The 15,549-nt window shown below is 47.2% G+C and carries 22 protein-coding genes; 4 read left to right on the top strand and 18 right to left on the bottom strand.

The genetic code is table 11. The features are described 5' to 3' along the window. Positions 1 to 68: 68 nt before the first annotated feature. From FMR86_RS15495 to FMR86_RS15485, 3 genes are read right to left on the bottom strand one after another with little or no spacing between them, the layout of a single operon-like run. Positions 69 to 1,751, bottom strand: coding sequence for a pentapeptide repeat-containing protein (locus FMR86_RS15495; RefSeq protein WP_163352317.1), 1,683 nt, complete (start codon positions 1,749 to 1,751; stop codon positions 69 to 71). A gap of 20 nt (positions 1,752 to 1,771) precedes the next feature. Further along, positions 1,772 to 2,296, bottom strand: coding sequence for a hypothetical protein (locus FMR86_RS15490; protein ID WP_163352316.1), 525 nt, complete (start codon positions 2,294 to 2,296; stop codon positions 1,772 to 1,774). Further along, complete coding sequence (locus FMR86_RS15485; RefSeq protein ID WP_163352315.1) at positions 2,296 to 3,084, bottom strand: NifB/NifX family molybdenum-iron cluster-binding protein; 789 nt, start codon at positions 3,082 to 3,084, stop codon at positions 2,296 to 2,298. Before FMR86_RS15485 ends, FMR86_RS15490 begins: the two co-directional genes overlap by 1 nt. A 162-nt stretch (positions 3,085 to 3,246) precedes the next feature. Here FMR86_RS15485 and FMR86_RS15480 point away from each other — a divergent pair, with 162 nt between their 5' ends. The 4 genes from FMR86_RS15480 to FMR86_RS15465 all read left to right on the top strand — a co-directional run bounded on the left by FMR86_RS15480 (position 3,247) and on the right by FMR86_RS15465 (position 6,124). Beyond that, positions 3,247 to 3,864, top strand: coding sequence for a TetR family transcriptional regulator (locus tag FMR86_RS15480; protein ID WP_163352314.1), 618 nt, complete (start codon positions 3,247 to 3,249; stop codon positions 3,862 to 3,864). After that, complete coding sequence (locus tag FMR86_RS15475; RefSeq protein WP_163352313.1) at positions 3,846 to 4,646, top strand: hypothetical protein; 801 nt, start codon at positions 3,846 to 3,848, stop codon at positions 4,644 to 4,646. Before FMR86_RS15480 ends, FMR86_RS15475 begins: the two co-directional genes overlap by 19 nt. A 221-nt stretch (positions 4,647 to 4,867) precedes the next feature. Continuing rightward, positions 4,868 to 5,647, top strand: coding sequence for a DUF4198 domain-containing protein (locus tag FMR86_RS15470; protein ID WP_163352312.1), 780 nt, complete (start codon positions 4,868 to 4,870; stop codon positions 5,645 to 5,647). Then, positions 5,648 to 6,124: a DUF4198 domain-containing protein gene (locus FMR86_RS15465; RefSeq protein WP_163352311.1), complete on the top strand. Its 477-nt coding sequence runs from the start codon at positions 5,648 to 5,650 to the stop codon at positions 6,122 to 6,124. A 10-nt stretch (positions 6,125 to 6,134) separates the two neighbouring features. Here FMR86_RS15465 and FMR86_RS15460 read toward each other — a convergent pair whose 3' ends face one another. The 15 genes from FMR86_RS15460 to FMR86_RS15390 form a co-directional block, all read right to left on the bottom strand. Then, a complete protein-coding gene (locus tag FMR86_RS15460) occupies positions 6,135 to 6,821 on the bottom strand; it encodes a hypothetical protein (RefSeq protein WP_163352310.1) in 687 nt (228 codons plus the stop codon). A 179-nt stretch (positions 6,822 to 7,000) separates the two neighbouring features. Further along, on the bottom strand, positions 7,001 to 8,668 hold the full coding sequence (locus FMR86_RS15455) for a portal protein (RefSeq protein ID WP_163352309.1): 1,668 nt from the start codon (positions 8,666 to 8,668) through the stop codon (positions 7,001 to 7,003). Between the two features lie 86 nt (positions 8,669 to 8,754). Next, the gene (locus tag FMR86_RS20875) at positions 8,755 to 8,868 is read right to left on the bottom strand and encodes a Com family DNA-binding transcriptional regulator (RefSeq protein WP_163352308.1); all 114 of its coding nucleotides are present in this window, start codon (positions 8,866 to 8,868) and stop codon (positions 8,755 to 8,757) included. Beyond that, complete coding sequence (locus FMR86_RS15445) at positions 8,865 to 9,344, bottom strand: aminobutyrate aminotransferase (protein ID WP_163352307.1); 480 nt, start codon at positions 9,342 to 9,344, stop codon at positions 8,865 to 8,867. The genes FMR86_RS20875 and FMR86_RS15445 overlap by 4 nt, the downstream gene beginning before the upstream one ends. Before the next feature lie 8 nt (positions 9,345 to 9,352). Beyond that, positions 9,353 to 9,526 (bottom strand): hypothetical protein, encoded by a 174-nt coding sequence (locus FMR86_RS15440; protein WP_239057259.1) that lies wholly within the window; start codon positions 9,524 to 9,526, stop codon positions 9,353 to 9,355. Positions 9,527 to 9,618: 92 nt separating this feature from the next. Continuing rightward, complete coding sequence (locus FMR86_RS15435; protein WP_163352305.1) at positions 9,619 to 10,209, bottom strand: GNAT family N-acetyltransferase; 591 nt, start codon at positions 10,207 to 10,209, stop codon at positions 9,619 to 9,621. Next, the gene (locus FMR86_RS15430; RefSeq protein ID WP_163352304.1) at positions 10,209 to 11,750 is read right to left on the bottom strand and encodes a hypothetical protein; all 1,542 of its coding nucleotides are present in this window, start codon (positions 11,748 to 11,750) and stop codon (positions 10,209 to 10,211) included. Before FMR86_RS15430 ends, FMR86_RS15435 begins: the two co-directional genes overlap by 1 nt. Further along, the gene (locus FMR86_RS20605; protein WP_239057258.1) at positions 11,719 to 12,153 is read right to left on the bottom strand and encodes a hypothetical protein; all 435 of its coding nucleotides are present in this window, start codon (positions 12,151 to 12,153) and stop codon (positions 11,719 to 11,721) included. Before FMR86_RS20605 ends, FMR86_RS15430 begins: the two co-directional genes overlap by 32 nt. A gap of 2 nt (positions 12,154 to 12,155) precedes the next feature. After that, positions 12,156 to 12,395, bottom strand: coding sequence for a hypothetical protein (locus FMR86_RS15420; protein ID WP_163352303.1), 240 nt, complete (start codon positions 12,393 to 12,395; stop codon positions 12,156 to 12,158). Then, positions 12,392 to 12,601: a hypothetical protein gene (locus FMR86_RS15415; RefSeq protein ID WP_163352302.1), complete on the bottom strand. Its 210-nt coding sequence runs from the start codon at positions 12,599 to 12,601 to the stop codon at positions 12,392 to 12,394. Before FMR86_RS15415 ends, FMR86_RS15420 begins: the two co-directional genes overlap by 4 nt. Next, entirely contained in the window at positions 12,594 to 12,983 is a 390-nt protein-coding gene (locus FMR86_RS15410; protein ID WP_163352301.1) for a holin family protein, read from the bottom strand. Before FMR86_RS15410 ends, FMR86_RS15415 begins: the two co-directional genes overlap by 8 nt. Continuing rightward, the gene (locus FMR86_RS15405; RefSeq protein ID WP_163352300.1) at positions 12,980 to 13,183 is read right to left on the bottom strand and encodes a hypothetical protein; all 204 of its coding nucleotides are present in this window, start codon (positions 13,181 to 13,183) and stop codon (positions 12,980 to 12,982) included. Before FMR86_RS15405 ends, FMR86_RS15410 begins: the two co-directional genes overlap by 4 nt. A 163-nt stretch (positions 13,184 to 13,346) precedes the next feature. Continuing rightward, positions 13,347 to 14,102 carry a sulfite exporter TauE/SafE family protein gene (locus FMR86_RS15400; protein ID WP_163352299.1) on the bottom strand — a complete coding sequence of 252 codons (756 nt, stop codon included), beginning with the start codon at positions 14,100 to 14,102 and terminating at the stop codon, positions 13,347 to 13,349. 2 nt (positions 14,103 to 14,104) lie between these two features. Continuing rightward, positions 14,105 to 14,485, bottom strand: a complete 381-nt coding sequence (locus FMR86_RS15395) for a rhodanese-like domain-containing protein (RefSeq protein WP_163352298.1) — start codon at positions 14,483 to 14,485, stop codon at positions 14,105 to 14,107. 161 nt (positions 14,486 to 14,646) lie between these two features. Next, entirely contained in the window at positions 14,647 to 15,225 is a 579-nt protein-coding gene (locus FMR86_RS15390) for a pentapeptide repeat-containing protein (protein WP_163352297.1), read from the bottom strand. Between the last annotated feature and the right edge of the window lie 324 nt (positions 15,226 to 15,549).

Here is a 15,549-nt window from a genome sequence, read left to right as displayed (position 1 = left end):
GTACTGACGAGATTTAAAGTCCCGGCTGAACTATGTTCAGCCGGGATTTTTTTGATGCCTTAATATCGTTATCTACGCAATTTATTACGCAATGCAAAAGCAAAAAGAGCTGCCTGAATAGGCAGCAAAACGTTGAGTATAGCTTTCCAGAGATAATTCCAATCCGAGATTACGGCCCCCGCCACATTAGTCTTGATAAGCGGTAGGTACCAAAGCCAACGACGAATGATGTGATCAGCAGTCGGAAAAATTTCGTCACATAATTTAAAGGTGAAATGCGGGCCGCAATAGCCTATTGCCAGCAGTGCAAGGGGAGCCGTAAACAATGAACACAGAATTAGAAATGCCCGTAGTGGTTTTTCGCCAAAGCCACTGGAAAGGAAATATAGGTTTAGGTAAGCGGCTTTGAACCAATTTGATGGTGTTGTTAAAAGATTTTCATTACGTATTTTTTGCTGACATCTCTTTTCGCGGTAATGCCAAGCAGAAGTCTGTACTTGATCTGAGCAATTTATAGATATTTTTTTAAGACGACGATATATCTCTTCAACTTCTGAAGTAGGAACACTGTGCCGTTCGTCGTATATTGGAGCGTATTTTTCCTTTATTGCATTATCCCAATTGCAATTGATAAATTTAAATGATTCTATATTTGTTTCAGTAAGGGAGAGATTTGTTATATCCGATGCTTCAAAAAGTATTGTTTCTTTCGATATAGCACCGGCAAACGTAGTTGGTTCCTTAAAGGTTGACTTTTGAAAATATGCCCATTCTCTGAAAAGAACATGGTTAAAAAAAGTTTCACCTTGAAATTCTACTTGGTGAAAGATGGCAAGATGATTAAAAATATTAGATGAAAAGTCAGCTTCCTTACAAAAATACATATTATAAAAATATGACGCACTTCTAAAATGAGACAATATTAGATTTAGGCTTCCTATAAATTTTGCCTTTTCAAAGTTAACAATATCTCTAAATTTTACTTTATTAAAAGATACGTCATTATTAAATAATGTATCTATAAAACTTACCTGATTGTAAAAATCAACTTCTGCAAATTTTATATCTCCATTAAAACATACTGAAGACATTTTTATTTCATCATGAAACTCAGTGCTTTGAAAATGAACTTCATTATTAAATACCGTAGAGAAGAACAGCACTGGTGCAAGAAATTCTGTTCGACGGAAAAAAACTTCACTATAAAATTTTGATCCTGTAAAATCTATATGTTTCGAGACCCTTGCATCATCAAAGTAAGTCATCCCTAGAAATGTAGTACGATTGAAAGAGGTATATCCACCAAAACAAGCTTCATTGAAGAAAACATAGCCTTTAAATATGCATTTATTAAAATTAATAGAAGGTAAAAATTTATACTTCTCAGTACTCTTGAACTCTGTAAATGAAATGTGCGCTAAAAAAATTGTTCCAGCAAAATTACATCGTGGAGTCCAATTTTCAGGAATTGACATGTCATAGAGTTCAGGTTCAACTTCTTCCCCTGCATCAACTACGTCCTTTATTCTTTTGAAGACTAATTGATTGAAATCATCCTCAGCCATTAATGCTGGCCTTTCCTTTTTTTTACTCGACCTAGGGACTCCCTCACGCCATTCCGCAAAACATGAAACATATTTATGTTCAGCTGGAGCATGAAAAATACAATATTCATTTCCTTCATTATCTACATATGTTATCTCATAATACTTACACCAATGATTGTGCTTAGCTCCAACGCAACAAGCCATATCTCAACTCCATAATTAATTTAATCGACCTTCGTATTAGGACAAACCACCCCCACCAAATATGCCGTCCCCATGGCCCCGAACAAATTAATCAGCACAAACACCGTAGAAAACTGCCAGCCGAAGTAAGCCAGCAGCACGGGCAGAAGTACAGGCTTTACAGATCGGCAGCCGATAAAATTTGCGATAATAAATGTCGATGCCCCCTTCTCTTTAAGGCTTTTGAAAAGCGGGTACCAAGCATAGATCGGCCCCATAGAAATAATTCCGGCCAATCCGGATAAAAACACGCCCCGGATCCCGGTTTTGCTGCCCAGAAAACGGGCCACAGTTGCCGGATCGAGATAACGATTAATCAATGTCATCATCACCAGCACGATACAGATGGGAAGACCAAGCTGGGTAAACAGAGCTTTACAAACCTTGATGGACCGGGCTGTCGATTCGGGATCATACAACTGGCAAAGTCCGTAAATACAAGCAACTGCCAGAGGAAATAACCACGGTTTGCTGTACTTCCAGCCGATTTGTATAAAGTTCGACATCAGAGCAGCCCTCCCAAGTTGGAACCCAGTAAGGACATGACTACGGCCATCACGAACCCGCAAATATTACGCACCAGAGCAAAACGCGTCCCCAAGGCTGCTGCTTCTGCCGGAAGTTGAATAAGCCCCACCGTCACCCAGGCCATCATCAGGGCGATGACCCCGGCCTGCTTAACCCCGGCACTGAGCAGACTGTCCCCGATAACATAACTGTTCACCGGATTACCTACCAACACACTGCCGAGAGCCGCACCTAATATGGAATCCTGCACTATAGAACCGGAAAACAATTCGAACAAAGCTTTCTCTGAAACAAAACCACGAAACAACCCCAGCAGCATAATCACCCCGGCCAGCTTGGGCAGAATCTGGTAAAACTGGCGAAGCCCCTTCTGAAAGGCCGCACTCCAGAGTTCACCTTCACTTAAAGTCTCAGTCCGGTGTTCAGTTGCACCTGCTCCCGAACGAACTGAACTTTGCTTAAGGTAATCTTCAACGGCTTTACGGGCATTACCTTTTACTCCGGTTACAATCTCAATGGATTTGCCCTTCATGGCATTGACAATGTGCGGTGCCAGATAATCCACCAGCATAACATCCGCCCCCATGCTGACCGCCATTGAAATTATGGCTACCCCGGCTCCGGGACCGGACGTTTTTGGGGGACCTTCCAATATTTCAAACGACATGTCTGCGCTATTAACGACCAGAACGTGATCCGCAGTGCCAAGCTTGGGCGCAATGTTAGCATCCAAATGCTCTGCGGTGCAGGGAACGACAATTTTCATAATATCAACCGATCAATAAATTCGTTGGGTTTAAATTAAAATAACAATGTAACTGCGTTAACACTTTACATACACAGCTGGACTTTTCCACCCTCAAAATGTAGTAAAATTGGATTAAACGGCTATATTTTAACAAACAAAATACCACCTACAGGAACTGACATGGCCAGAAAGACCAAAGAAGAAGCAGAAAAAACACGGCAGGCCCTGCTTGCCTCCGCCTTCAAGGTGTTTAATGAAAAAGGATACGCTAAAACCACCCTGCAGGATATTGCCACAGATGCCGGGGTAACCCGCGGTGCAGTTTACTGGCATTTTAAAAATAAAACAGACCTCTTTGAAAAACTTTTTGATTACGCGTTCATGCCTGTGCGCGATCTTCTTTTCAGCAAATTTGAAGAAGACCTTGATCCCAAGGAAATGCTTTCCGGTCTGATGCGGGTCTGGATCAGCCATGCTGGAACAGAAGAAAATTTCCGTGCCGCCTTCGGTATCATGTTCAACAAAACTGAATGGTCAGAAGAGCTTATGCCTTTTAAGATGAAATTCAGGGAATATGAATACAAATTTATTAAAAGAACTGAAAATATCATTGAGCAGGGACAGCAGGACGGCATCTTCCGCGAAGAGCTAAAGCCGGCTGTTGCTGCAGCCCAGTACTTTTCATTATTTCTGGGTCTTGCCCAATATTCTCAATTCTTCCCGGATGAAGTAGATATTCACGGGGAAGTGGAATCCTTAATCGATATGTTCATGCATTCATGTTTAAAAGCAAATTAATAATATTCATTTTCGGCCTGCTGCTCCTCTCCACTTCCGCCTTTGCGGCAGAGAGAGAACTGTTTCCTGCAAGTGAATTTAAGCTCGGCTATGAAGGCATGTACATGTATTACGACGAACCGAACGTAATGCATGAGAAAGGCATTCTCAACGGCGGTTTTGCCGCATGGACCGGATACTTCTCCCAATATAACATCATGCTGAGTGCCGAACTGGAAGGACTCGCCGGATCGTTACGATACCATGGGAAATACAGTGACGGCACCCCGCTTGAATGTAACACCAATGACTATTTCGTCAGTGGACGAGCCACCATGGGGATGGGCTTTGAATATGACCGCATAGGAGTCACACCCTACCTCGGAATTGCTGCCCGTTACTGGAATGATGACATCAAAGCCACAGGTGGCTACGAACGCCAGATAAAACAGCTCTACCTGCCCATCGGAATAAATCTGGTCGCCAGACTTGATGACGGGTGGTCTATTGGCGGCACGCTGGAAGGAGACCTGCTGCTTGGCGGTAAAGTGAAAAGCAAGCTTTCAGATGCTGGCCCCAACTATGAAGATGTAAACAACAAACAGGAATTCGGTTCCGGTGGCGGAGGACGCATCTCTGCTTTTCTTGAATATGATTTCGATGATTATGCTTTGGGTATGGAACCGTATTTCCGCTACTGGCAGTTTGATGATTCCGAAAAAGACACCGTCAGTACCGGGACATACATTGAGCCAAAAAACAAATTCTATATGTCCGGACTGCGGCTTTACGTAAAATTCTAGTCTGATCCGTAATTTAAAAAATTTAAATCCCCTGCTGAAAAATCAGCAGGGGATTTTTTTTTCTGATTCTCTCTAATAAACTAACAGGCTTCCGGCATGCCGCCCCTTAGCCCTGAACGCAATCAACACCCACCCAAATTTAATTTTAATATTGACACACATTTTCAAAATACGTAGCACATAAACACAATCAATCCACAATATTTAAAACGGAGATTCTTATGAAACATGTCAAACTGACCACACTCGTACTGTCCTGCCTGCTCGCGGTTCTGTGCTGCTCAACCGCATTTGCTCATGAATTCATCATTAAGCCTGTGCAGTTAACAGCAGAGAAAGGCCACGTTGTACCCTTTAGCATCGTTTCCGCACATGTCTTCATGATCAGTGAAGAGATGGAACCCATCAATGAAGTCAGTGCCAAGCTGGTGCTGGGCGGCAAGTCCACTCCCGTAAAACTTGCGGAAAATGGAATGCTTATGACCCTCGACGGTCAGGTAAAACCTGAAACTGAAGGTACCGCCATCATTGCCGGGCACCGCAACGGCATGATCTGGACCCAGACCACTAAAGGCTGGAAGCAGCAGTCCAAAAAAGGATTAAAGGGAGTCATCAAAAGCGGAAAATACGAAAAATTCTGCAAGGCCCTGCTCACCATCGGCAAACCTGACGGCAGCTACAACAAAGTTCTGGGACAGCGTCTTGAAATCATCCCCATGAGCGACCCGACTCAGGCCAAAGTGGGTGATGAAATCGAATTCCAGACCCTGCTGGACGGCAAGCCTGTTTCCGTTGAAAGCATGACTGCAACTTATGACGGATTCAGCATGAACCCCAACACCTATGCTTACTTTACCGAACCCTACGGTAATGGGCTTACCAAGGTAAAAATCACTGCTCCCGGCACATGGATGGTTCGTGTTCAACATGTAAACGCCAAGCCCACAGCGGATTACGACAGCCACGTAATGCGTTCCGTGCTGGTCTTTGAAGTTAAGTAAATGATGTACAAAAAAATTATCCCGGCCATGTTCTTCATCATGGCCGGGATATTATGTTCAGGCAGCATCACGTGGGCGCACGGGGTGGCTTATGAAATGGTCGAAACCTCACCGGCTGTTACATTCAAATCCGGTTTCTCTACCGGAGACCCCATTGCCTACGGCGAGGTGCTCGTCTACGCACCCGACAATGCTGATGTAGAATTCCAGAACGGGCGCACGGACAGAAACGGAGTATTCTCCTTCCTGCCGGACAGTCCCGGCATATGGAAAGTGGAAGTTGACGGCGGCATGGGCCACAAACTTATCTTTGATGTGGAAGTTGCCGAATCTGCTGCAAGCGAACTTGCGGCCCATAAAAAAGAAAACCCGTTGCAGGCTTCTGTAAGTATCCGGGTTCTGCTTGGAATAAGCCTTATTTTCAACCTCTGTCTTGCCGCATCCTACCTCCGGGCAAGACGGAAACAACGGCGATGAAAATCAATGCTTATCCCGGATAATACCCCGGAAAAATATAAACACCGTTAGCTTGCATCCAGAAGCCCTGTTTGCCATTTTTGCTTGTGTACAGCCTGCTCAGTCCGGCACGAATGTATACTTCCTCCCCTCCGGCGAGCAGGGCTTCCAGTTCATCAAGACGCCCCTGCTGCACGTAATCCATAGCCATACGGTGAAAGCACAGGTCGGCAATCGGGGTGTGACGAAAACTTTCCCCGCCTTTATCCCTAAAACCGAGACGCAGCTTTAGCTCAGCACCGGACGGAACAACCGAAACAGTCACGGAATCGGGATCGACCCGTACGGTTCTGATGGAATGAGTACATGGAGACTCCACGGGTACACACCTGTTTTTAGCAGTGACAATTCCTTCAAAAGCTTCTTTTACGGAATCGACTGCACTGCGTTCAAGCAAATCTTTGAAAGTATCCTCGTCAACACAATCAAGCCAGACATCATTTTCAAAAGTGCAATCCTCAACATGAGGAGAGCCTGCATCTTCATGGGGGATAATGTCCGCGGAAACAACTATTCCCGGACGGATATTCCTGAACTCGACAAAATCCAGATTTTCATAGGGCAGCGGACGGTAACAGGTGCAGTCGTCCTCATCCAGCAGGGCCATGCAGACATTATCGCTATCGTTGAATCTCGTTAAATCAGTCAAAACCAGCATGAAAAAATCCTTTCCCTCAAAAAATAATAACAGACACCCTCGCTCAGCTTCAGAAAGCACAAATAATCAAAAAAAGTCAAGTAGATCAAGAGCTGGAGAGAATTTAAGAACTGCCTTTATAATGTCTCACGCATAAGCCGGTAAAAAAAGCGGAGCCGTAATGACTCCGCTTTTTAAATTTAGACCTGCACCATCTGCCCGGCCTGATTAACCACTCCCTGCATCTGGGCTGGATTCAAACCGGATTGTGATAAATCCTTGATTATCCCCGAGCCCATTGATGCTGTCTGCAAACTCTGCTGCAACTGCTGCTGTTTCATGGTCATTTCCCGGCGCATATTACGAAACTTATCCACCTCATCACCGGAACGGACAATTCCGTTAGGCACCCCGATCAATTCCGCATAATCATCAATAGCACGGTCCATGTCCACCTTATCCAGAACTTCAGGATTAGCCTGCGAAAGATTTCCCACAAATTGGGCCAACGACTGGATGGACTGGGTGCCGACCATTTTCTGAGCCTGTGCCAGCACGGAAATATAGTCGATTTTCAGATCAGCCCCCTCCAGAACCGAAGGCGGATCAGGCAACTGCCCGGCCCGGTGCAGGATACCGAAAACCCTGTCAATAAGCGGATCAAGCAACTCGGTATGCTGACGCTCGATAACCGGTCCGAGCTGGATCAGCTTTTCCTCGTGCCGCTCGGCAACTTCTGCGGCCGTGATGGTTCTACGGTTGGTTCCGGCCATCATCATAAATATGTCGTTGTAAAATCCCTCCCTGATGGCGGTACGCACATCCTGAATCTTATTGCTGACCCCGGCCAGATCGGGCCGAACCTGATAAAGCGGAGCCACCGAATCCTGCTGATTCTGCTCCACCGGGTTCTGGCCGCCGGGCAACAGATTCAAGCGTCTTGAATACATGGAAGGCACTTTCATGGGCGGCCGCAAGGTAAGATGTACGGCCTGAATCTGGCTCTTGCTCATCTCCATTAGCATCTTCACATCGGCCAGAACATCCATGGCCGGGGAACGGCCATACACATCCATGGCTGCAGTATCCCAGCGCGGAGCCATATACGGATTCTCCACAAATCCGCTTTCGGAAAGCACATGTCCCCCATGACCATTAAGCAGGAACACCGACTCAAACGGCATATTCATGGTATCCATGCGGTCCGCATCAAACTCATCACGCGGCTGGACCACATGCAGCACATCAAACCAGTGGTCACGATTCACGTTCAGACTGGTGAGCACAGTTCCCGGAAGATTCTCTTTGCCGAACCGCTTTTCCAACTGGCGGGCGGTCATTTTAAATTCACGGTAAACCGTATCCACCCTGCCCTGCGCATCCGTGGCAAGACAGTATTCCCCGGCAGTAAGCGTACGGAAACGGATGCCGCGCTCCTCGTCCGGTTCGCAATAAAGAATACCGGTGCCGAATCCGGCCAATTCCGTGTACAGCGAATGGATGCAAGAATAAAAATTACTGCGGGCCAAAGCACGATACATGGTGTTTTCCACTTTGGAGACCCACTCACGCACGGACTTGTGCCGGGCAAGGTCACGATCGGAAATCCCCAGCCTGAACCACGGCCTTGCCGGGGAGGTCAACCCACCTTGCAGGCCTGCCGCAAGAATACGCAAGGACCTTGTGGCTGTTGAATCGATAATCTTGCCGGACCTTGTGCGCCCGTCATTGGGGCGGTGTCCGGCATATACTCCCTTACGTGGCAGGATATAATCGCTGATCTCCTGCCAATGCGATTCCCAGCTGTTGCGTTCCTGACGCAACCCCTGCAATCGTCTAAGATATTTATTATTTTCAATATGTCTCATAATTTGAACTCTCCGAGGGCCAGAGAGGGAAACTTTTTAATTAGCTTCGCTCTTTTAACTTATTGTTTTGTCATATGCATAAATAGCTACTCGCCTATGAGTTTGACTATTTTCTTACACTTCGGACACTTCACCTGAACTTCGATAATCTTCCCTTTCAACAGAAGCCTGCGACAAACCGGGCAACGATGTTCACTCATTTCAATAATCCTTTGGAACGGTTTAAAATTTCCCTGCTGATCTTAGCCTTTGCCGCCACCCCGTCCGGTCCGGTGAGAATGGTTTTCTTGCGCCCGAGTGCATGCACCTTGCGCATACGCCCTTCGGTTTCCCGGCGTCGGGCCATTTGGGCGTCAAGCTCGGCATTCTGACGATCCACTTCCCGCTGACGGATATCATTGGGATGCAACCATTCGTTGTCGATTTTGCTAAACCCGGCATTCTTCATTTCTGAAGGAGTATACCAGTGCCCGGTTTTTTCTGAAAATGTCCAGTCTTCCGGCACCCGCCAATCCGCCGGGGCGTTCAACCCCTTATTGTTTGATCTAGGATTGGTTCCGTATGTACTGCGGTGCCATTTAAAATATCCGTTAAAGCCCGGCGAACCGTTATTAAACCAGACATTAGAATGGCCTTCCTTTGCTCCGGGCAGATCCGGTCTGTAATAATTAGGCATGTTTCCCCCTACTGTCCCAGTTTTGTTTTCTGGGCCTGCAGATTCTGGGTAGCTGTTGCCAGCTGTCCGGTATCGCCCTGTCCCCCGGTCAGCATAGTTGCGCTGCGCCCTTTTTTCATACGCTCCATCTCACGCATCTTCCTGGCCCGAAGTTCCTCCTCACTCTTGTTAACGGCATCCATTTTCGGTGGTTCCGGGACCGGTGCCACCGGCGGTGCCGGTGGCGGTGAAACTGGTGCTGAGGGTGCTTTTCCTCCTCCGCCTCCTCCCATGATCATTCTCCTTTGTTAGAAATTTCTGTTGCGGGCTTTTCACCCTTATTATTCCTGACCGCACAAAAGATTGCGGCATCCACGCTTTTATCCTCAGCCGCCAGATAAGCGGCCTGCGGAAGAATTCCCGCCCTGCTGAAACCTGACTTTTCCGCCATGCGGCAGGCCAGCGGATTAGTCACAGGTATCAAACCCTTTATACAGTTAAATATATATTCCCCTGCCACGTCAGATACTGACAGCAGGTGACGCAATCCTCCGCGCCCCATCTGCAAACTTCCTTGGCCATGAAATGCGGGCATGGAAGCAATGTGCACAAAACAGGACTTGGGGCTGAATCCATTCAACCAGAAAATTCCTGCGGGCTGCTGATCCTTGAAACCGAAAAAGAAATGCTGATCTTCCCGGCGCACCAACTGCTGGAAATCCGCAAATGTTTCCACGCTTCCGTCATAAAATATAACCGGAATCTGACCAGCCTTACGCATTATTTCCCAGAACCAGCGCAGATGACCGTCCGTAAGCGATTCACTGCCGTCAAAATCCCTGAATTTGTAGAAGGTAAAACCTCCATCAATTTCAAAACCGTACATCAACCCGCCCCCATGAAAATGTCATAATCCATAAGCCCCTGCATATCTTCCTGCTGCTCCAGCACATGCCTTTCCTTCGGAAAGACAGCACCCAGAACAGGGTCCAGTATACGGGCCATGCAATCCAGCATGTCGTCATGTGCAGCCACCGGAAAGGCGAGGTATTCATCCTCGACAAACTCACGCACAAGATCACGCTCCCGACCCTGATGATCCATGAACCGCGCCTGCCACGGCAGGTAGAACCGCGATTGTTCAAAGAGCGGCACCAGCTTGCGGATACGGTCCACCTTGGGAACATTCCCGCCCAGCGGATCAATGGCAAAACGGTAATTCTGCTCATCCATCACGTAACGCATGTGCTCCACATCGGCCTGCTGCCCGTACTTTTCGTAACCCACGGCCAACGGTGAATACGTGCGGTGTAAACGGAACAAAGCCCGAGCCCGCTCGGTAAGATTGAGTCGATCGCGTATGCCGTCTATGAGGTAATAATTGCGGTCCGGCCCCAGCCCGATAACCAGCATCACTGTGTAATCACTGCCGGCCTTTTTCTCACTGGCAGGGTCCACCAGCAGATAGCGGTTGAACTGCTGCCAGCGCGCTTTACCTTTGCTGTCGCGCGGATCCCAGCGACTAAGCCATTCTTCGCGGAAGCCCTGCACATCATCTGCGCGCGGGTCCTGCATCATCTGGCAGCCGAACACATAAGGTCCCATTTCCCGCCGCTTGGTCTGGAGCTGTTCCTTGGTCAGCAGCACGGGATTGCCATCCATGGTTCCGTCCGATGTTGCCGGATAAATACGCGGAACTGCTGCTTCACGTTTCATCATTTCCCGATAAGTATCGTTAAAATGATAACGGGTACCGATATAACGTTTGATGCCTTCACGGGTACCGAGATTGATGGACAAGGCCCATGCCTCGGTAGTCTTGAAAATCATATCCGGCGATGATACCGACTCGCGAGTGACCACATCATCATAGATGAGCCGGGAAAAATGCTTGCCCGTGGGCTGGCCGTCCACCAATCCCCACGCCTCTACCGTGGCTTCTTTGGGGTTGGATTTACGTTTAACGATAATTCCGTCCTCTTCCGACCACTTAGGCGAATCCTTTTTCGGATTGGCCCAGAGTACGTGCGGATAACACTGCTTGAGCAGCTCATTACGCTCAAATTCCTGCTTGATCTGACGCAGGAAACCTTTAGCTACAGGACGGGTATGACTGAAAATTCCCACGGTTACTTCCGGGTCACGCAGTATGTCCTGCACTGTCAGCGCAAAGGTGATGATGGTTGACTTGTAATGCTCGCGAGACCACAGATCGAGGCGGCCGTCAGGGCTGCCCTGCACTTCACGGCAACGCTCAAAAACCCATTCACGGTTGGCATCCCCGCGCCCAAGCAACCGGGTCAGCAAAAAAAACAAATCATTACGACCCAATTCGGCCATTACCTGCAAAGGCTGTTTTTTTTGTTCAGCCTCACGCAAAATTTCAGCGTACCATTTATTTGCGCTGTCCAGATCCGTAAACTTCATCGAGCTTCTCCCTCAGTTCCGGGCTGATGCTGCGGCTCTTCTTAGCACCTTTTGCTGTTGCGCCCTCCTTTTTTACATCTCCGATACCCCAGGCCTTGCGTTCCATGTCGTGCCGCTTGTGCATGATGTCCAGCTTGGCTTTCAAGTCCTTAACCATGTCAGAATCATCGCCCTCCACCGCCAGTGCGAATACCTCCCGGAACCGATCCAGCTCCTCTTTCTGTTTTTTTATGACTTCATTTTTCGTCACTTTAATTACTCCAAGTAATTCATTAAATTTGATGCGCTTCGCGCTTTTGTCAGGTGATTTCGCCTCCGGCGGCCAAAGGGGATAATCCCCTTTGGAATCCTTAATTGTTGGATTAGGATTCCTTTTAATTAGTCGTGCAAAGGCGATCATCATTACTAGTGAATCCATTTAGTTTCAGGCAGGCAGGAAATTTCCGCTCTAGCCCGCTTCATGCACTCGCGGCAAAGCCGGGCCTTGCGGGTTATCTTCTTTCCGCCGAAACTGACCTCCACCCGGAACAACTTCAGCGCATCCCTGCGCCCGCACTGTTCACATCTTTCGCCTTCAGACGGCTTTCCGGCAAACGGCCCACCTATCCATGCCGTGACTCCGGACAATATTGCGGAAACCATCATTTGAACGCCTCGTAAGCCACGCGCCCGGCCACTCCGGCCACAACAGCAGCAGTTCCCCATACAGCCCTTTCAAGATTGCGGAATTTCTCAGCGTGGGTATGGCAACGCCGCGCCCCGTTAATCTCCGAAATATCTTCCTGAATAGACTTGACCCGTTCATCAATACGGATGAGCAGGTCCTGCAATTCACTTCTTTCCTCAGCCATTTTTCTCCCTCCATGTTTTTGCAACCTTCTCGGCACTGCGCCCAACCACGTATCCCCCAAGTCCGAGTTCCATAAGCGACCAAAGCTGCATGGGCAGCTCCAGATGGGGAGCTTTGTCCCAGAACAAGGCAAGATACGGATACAGAAGATAATTGTTAGCCACGATGGCAATAATGGTCAGCATCAGAATCGGTCGCCATGAACGCTGCAGCCAGTTGCCGGACATCTCAGCCAGCATGATCTTGACCCGCGCCTCAAGATCAGCAAGCTCGCCGCGGTTCTGCATTTCCATGAGCCGAAGCTTGGCTTTCTCACGCTCTCCGGCATCGGGCCAGATTTTATCAATGATGGTTGATCCAAGATCCATAATTGAACCGATCATTCCGCCCCCCCAAGCTTACGTGCACGGCGAACAGAATAATTGTAGACCGGCCTGACCTTCTGCCTTTTGTAATCGAGCAGTGAATTTCCGAATTCAAGCCATTCGGGATGCTCTTCAATGAAAGATGCATAGTTTTTGATTGTCTGCCGCGTCTCCAGCGGATAGAGCGCGGCAAGGGTCTCTGCCTTAATTCTTTTCATTACTTCGTCCTCCTATACACATAAGATACTTGGCAGGGCGGACCTGAATCAGGTAATTCAGGTCCGCCCTGGAGAACTTTCTGAAAAAAAGGCAAAAAAAAATCCTCCCCAGCCGAAGCCGGAGAGGAAATTCACAAATCCTATGCAATTAATGTTTACATAGTTAATTCAAAACAAAAGACCAGAGCAGTTTTATACCCAGCAGAATAATTGTTCCGCCGAGAAATTTTTTAACAGTGGCAGGCTTCATCCGGGCATGCATGACTTTTGTTCCCAGATAACCGCCCCCCCAGGCGGCCAGTCCGGCAAAAATCAACAACCTGACAGAAACCGAGCCCATCATGGCATAAGCCGCAAAAGCGGTTATGGATGAAAAAGGAACTGCGAACGCTGTCACAGTGGCCACTTTTTTGGGATTAAATCCCTGCATGATCATCAGCGGTGAAATTACCCCTCCGCCGCCCACGCCAAGCAGACCGGAAATAAATCCTGCAAGCACACCAACCAGAAAGGGACCGGTAACAGGACGATCCTCACGGAACTGGTCCTTATACTTGGAAGCCTTGAAGAAAAGCATCATCGTTCCTGAAAAGCACAGGAAGCAAATAAAAATCAGCATTAAGGACTTCAAAGGCAAAAAATGACCAAGCCATGCCCCGACAGGGGCCATAACCACGGAGGCCACAACAATGGGAATGCCCAGCTTAAAATCAAGGCGTTTTTCCTTGATATTGGAATAAGTCGCCCCGAGCATACTGACAGCATTCACAAAAAGCCCGGTAGGCCGGGCCAGATTAAACGGCACTCCCATCCATGTCAGCGTTGGGATAAGCACCACTGCCGAGCCGACCCCGCCGAGCGCAAAAATAAAGCTCAGCACAAATGAGGCAAGTGTGATGCCGAGAGTCAACATATCCATGACTACATTTTACCCAAAGGACCGGGCTTGAAAGCACCGACCATATCTTCCATGGAAGCGGCCATGCCTTTAACTTGATCAAAGCCGTGCGCACGCAGCAGAGTGTAGGCTACTGCAGATCGAAAAATAGAGGTGCAATAAGCTACAATGAGTTTATCTTTAGGCAATTCATCCAGACGGGCAGGCAACTCATTCAACGGAATATGTTTGGCAAACGGGAGTACAAGATATTTCATTTCCTTATCCGAACGAACATCAAGAAAAACAACTTCAGAATTCTCACTACCGAGAACCTTGCGCATACCTTCAATACTCATGGTGTGCTCACCGGAACTCAGGAAATCAAAATCCATTTCAGCAACAGCATCATTAAGAGCTTTCATTTCAGACTCCAATTGTATGAATATGGTTATTTGGCAAAATTGCCAAGTTAAAGACATGAGTTTGGTGATATTGCCAAATAAAAAACAAGTCAAGCTGTAAAATTGTACAAACGTCAGGCCAAAAGTAAGATCTTTACTCAGCTACAGCTAATTATTGATAACTACGTAAGTTCTATCTCCAGATTAGCCAGTAGCGACACGGCCTCAGGCAGTGAAAATTTAGCCTTTCTAAGATTATTCGTTTCAGCATTCATAAAATAATTACGTGAGGTGCTAAAATCAGCAGAAGTCAGATCTGACTGATGAAACTGACAACCGGCAAAATCACAATCATCAAATTTCACACGTGCCAGCTTGCAATCAGAAAAAGCAGCATCTTTTAATGAACAGAAGCTAAATTTTACTTTTACTAAATTCTGGCTGCTGAAAGCACACCGGTCCATTACGCAATTGGAATAGTTGGCCCTGATAACTGGACCAAGATTTCCCCAATTAATCCCAAGTAATTTTGAATCCCTGAACTCAATATCAATTAATTTGGAATTAGCAAAAACAGTCAGGGCCATATTACAACCGATAAAGGAGCATTCCTGAAAATCGCAATCAATAAATTCAGCATATTGTAATGAAGAAGACTCGAAAGAGCATCTATAAAAACTTACTTCCTGCAGGGTTTGATCATTAAAATCCAATCCTTCAAAAAGATCATTCTCATATGATTCGAAATCAACTATCTGCATCAAGCTCCTCCTGTAAGCAATCAATACTGCTGACTTGATACTCCTCAAATCATTAAGCATCAACACCCAATACACTTCCCCCAGAACGCAAAAAACCCAGCACACAAAAATGTACGGGGTCATAAAGGATCTAGATGATCAAAACGCAAGAAAGCCCACCTAAAATCTTAGATGGGCTTTTAAAATAAAAGCTTGCGACGACCTACTTTCCCACTGGCTACCGAGGCAGTATCATCGGCGATGGAGAGCTTAACTTCCGAGTTCGCAAGTGGAGTCGGGTGTGACCTGATTTCATTAACGGATAGATTTCACCCCGCCGTCCTA

The organism is Desulfovibrio sp. JC010 (genome assembly GCF_010470675.1).
GTDB lineage: Bacteria > Desulfobacterota > Desulfovibrionia > Desulfovibrionales > Desulfovibrionaceae > Maridesulfovibrio.
Note: the sequence above shows the minus strand (reverse complement) of the source record. Positions and strands in the feature narration are given on the sequence as shown.

Bases quoted from the DNA above. Each gene is read 5' to 3' on its own strand.
- FMR86_RS20875 (WP_163352308.1), bottom strand. From the start codon at position 8,868: ATGAGTGAACATCGTTGCCCGGTTTGTCGCAGGCTTCTGTTGAAAGGG.
- FMR86_RS15405 (WP_163352300.1), bottom strand. From the start codon at position 13,183: ATGAAAAGAATTAAGGCAGAGACCCTTGCCGCGCTCTATCCGCTGGAG.
- FMR86_RS15435 (WP_163352305.1), bottom strand. From the start codon at position 10,209: ATGTACGGTTTTGAAATTGATGGAGGTTTTACCTTCTACAAATTCAGG.
- FMR86_RS15470 (WP_163352312.1), top strand. From the start codon at position 4,868: ATGAAACATGTCAAACTGACCACACTCGTACTGTCCTGCCTGCTCGCG.
- FMR86_RS15400 (WP_163352299.1), bottom strand. From the start codon at position 14,102: ATGGATATGTTGACTCTCGGCATCACACTTGCCTCATTTGTGCTGAGC.
- FMR86_RS15410 (WP_163352301.1), bottom strand. From the start codon at position 12,983: ATGATCGGTTCAATTATGGATCTTGGATCAACCATCATTGATAAAATC.
- FMR86_RS15485 (WP_163352315.1), bottom strand. From the start codon at position 3,084: ATGAAAATTGTCGTTCCCTGCACCGCAGAGCATTTGGATGCTAACATT.
- FMR86_RS15390 (WP_163352297.1), bottom strand. From the start codon at position 15,225: ATGCAGATAGTTGATTTCGAATCATATGAGAATGATCTTTTTGAAGGA.
- FMR86_RS15480 (WP_163352314.1), top strand. From the start codon at position 3,247: ATGGCCAGAAAGACCAAAGAAGAAGCAGAAAAAACACGGCAGGCCCTG.
- FMR86_RS15415 (WP_163352302.1), bottom strand. From the start codon at position 12,601: ATGGCTGAGGAAAGAAGTGAATTGCAGGACCTGCTCATCCGTATTGAT.
- FMR86_RS20605 (WP_239057258.1), bottom strand. From the start codon at position 12,153: ATGATGATCGCCTTTGCACGACTAATTAAAAGGAATCCTAATCCAACA.
- FMR86_RS15420 (WP_163352303.1), bottom strand. From the start codon at position 12,395: ATGATGGTTTCCGCAATATTGTCCGGAGTCACGGCATGGATAGGTGGG.
- FMR86_RS15445 (WP_163352307.1), bottom strand. From the start codon at position 9,344: ATGCCTAATTATTACAGACCGGATCTGCCCGGAGCAAAGGAAGGCCAT.
- FMR86_RS15440 (WP_239057259.1), bottom strand. From the start codon at position 9,526: ATGGATGCCGTTAACAAGAGTGAGGAGGAACTTCGGGCCAGGAAGATG.
- FMR86_RS15475 (WP_163352313.1), top strand. From the start codon at position 3,846: ATGTTTAAAAGCAAATTAATAATATTCATTTTCGGCCTGCTGCTCCTC.
- FMR86_RS15490 (WP_163352316.1), bottom strand. From the start codon at position 2,296: ATGTCGAACTTTATACAAATCGGCTGGAAGTACAGCAAACCGTGGTTA.
- FMR86_RS15430 (WP_163352304.1), bottom strand. From the start codon at position 11,750: ATGAAGTTTACGGATCTGGACAGCGCAAATAAATGGTACGCTGAAATT.
- FMR86_RS15465 (WP_163352311.1), top strand. From the start codon at position 5,648: ATGATGTACAAAAAAATTATCCCGGCCATGTTCTTCATCATGGCCGGG.
- FMR86_RS15395 (WP_163352298.1), bottom strand. From the start codon at position 14,485: ATGAAAGCTCTTAATGATGCTGTTGCTGAAATGGATTTTGATTTCCTG.
- FMR86_RS15455 (WP_163352309.1), bottom strand. From the start codon at position 8,668: ATGAGACATATTGAAAATAATAAATATCTTAGACGATTGCAGGGGTTG.
- FMR86_RS15460 (WP_163352310.1), bottom strand. From the start codon at position 6,821: ATGCTGGTTTTGACTGATTTAACGAGATTCAACGATAGCGATAATGTC.
- FMR86_RS15495 (WP_163352317.1), bottom strand. From the start codon at position 1,751: ATGGCTTGTTGCGTTGGAGCTAAGCACAATCATTGGTGTAAGTATTAT.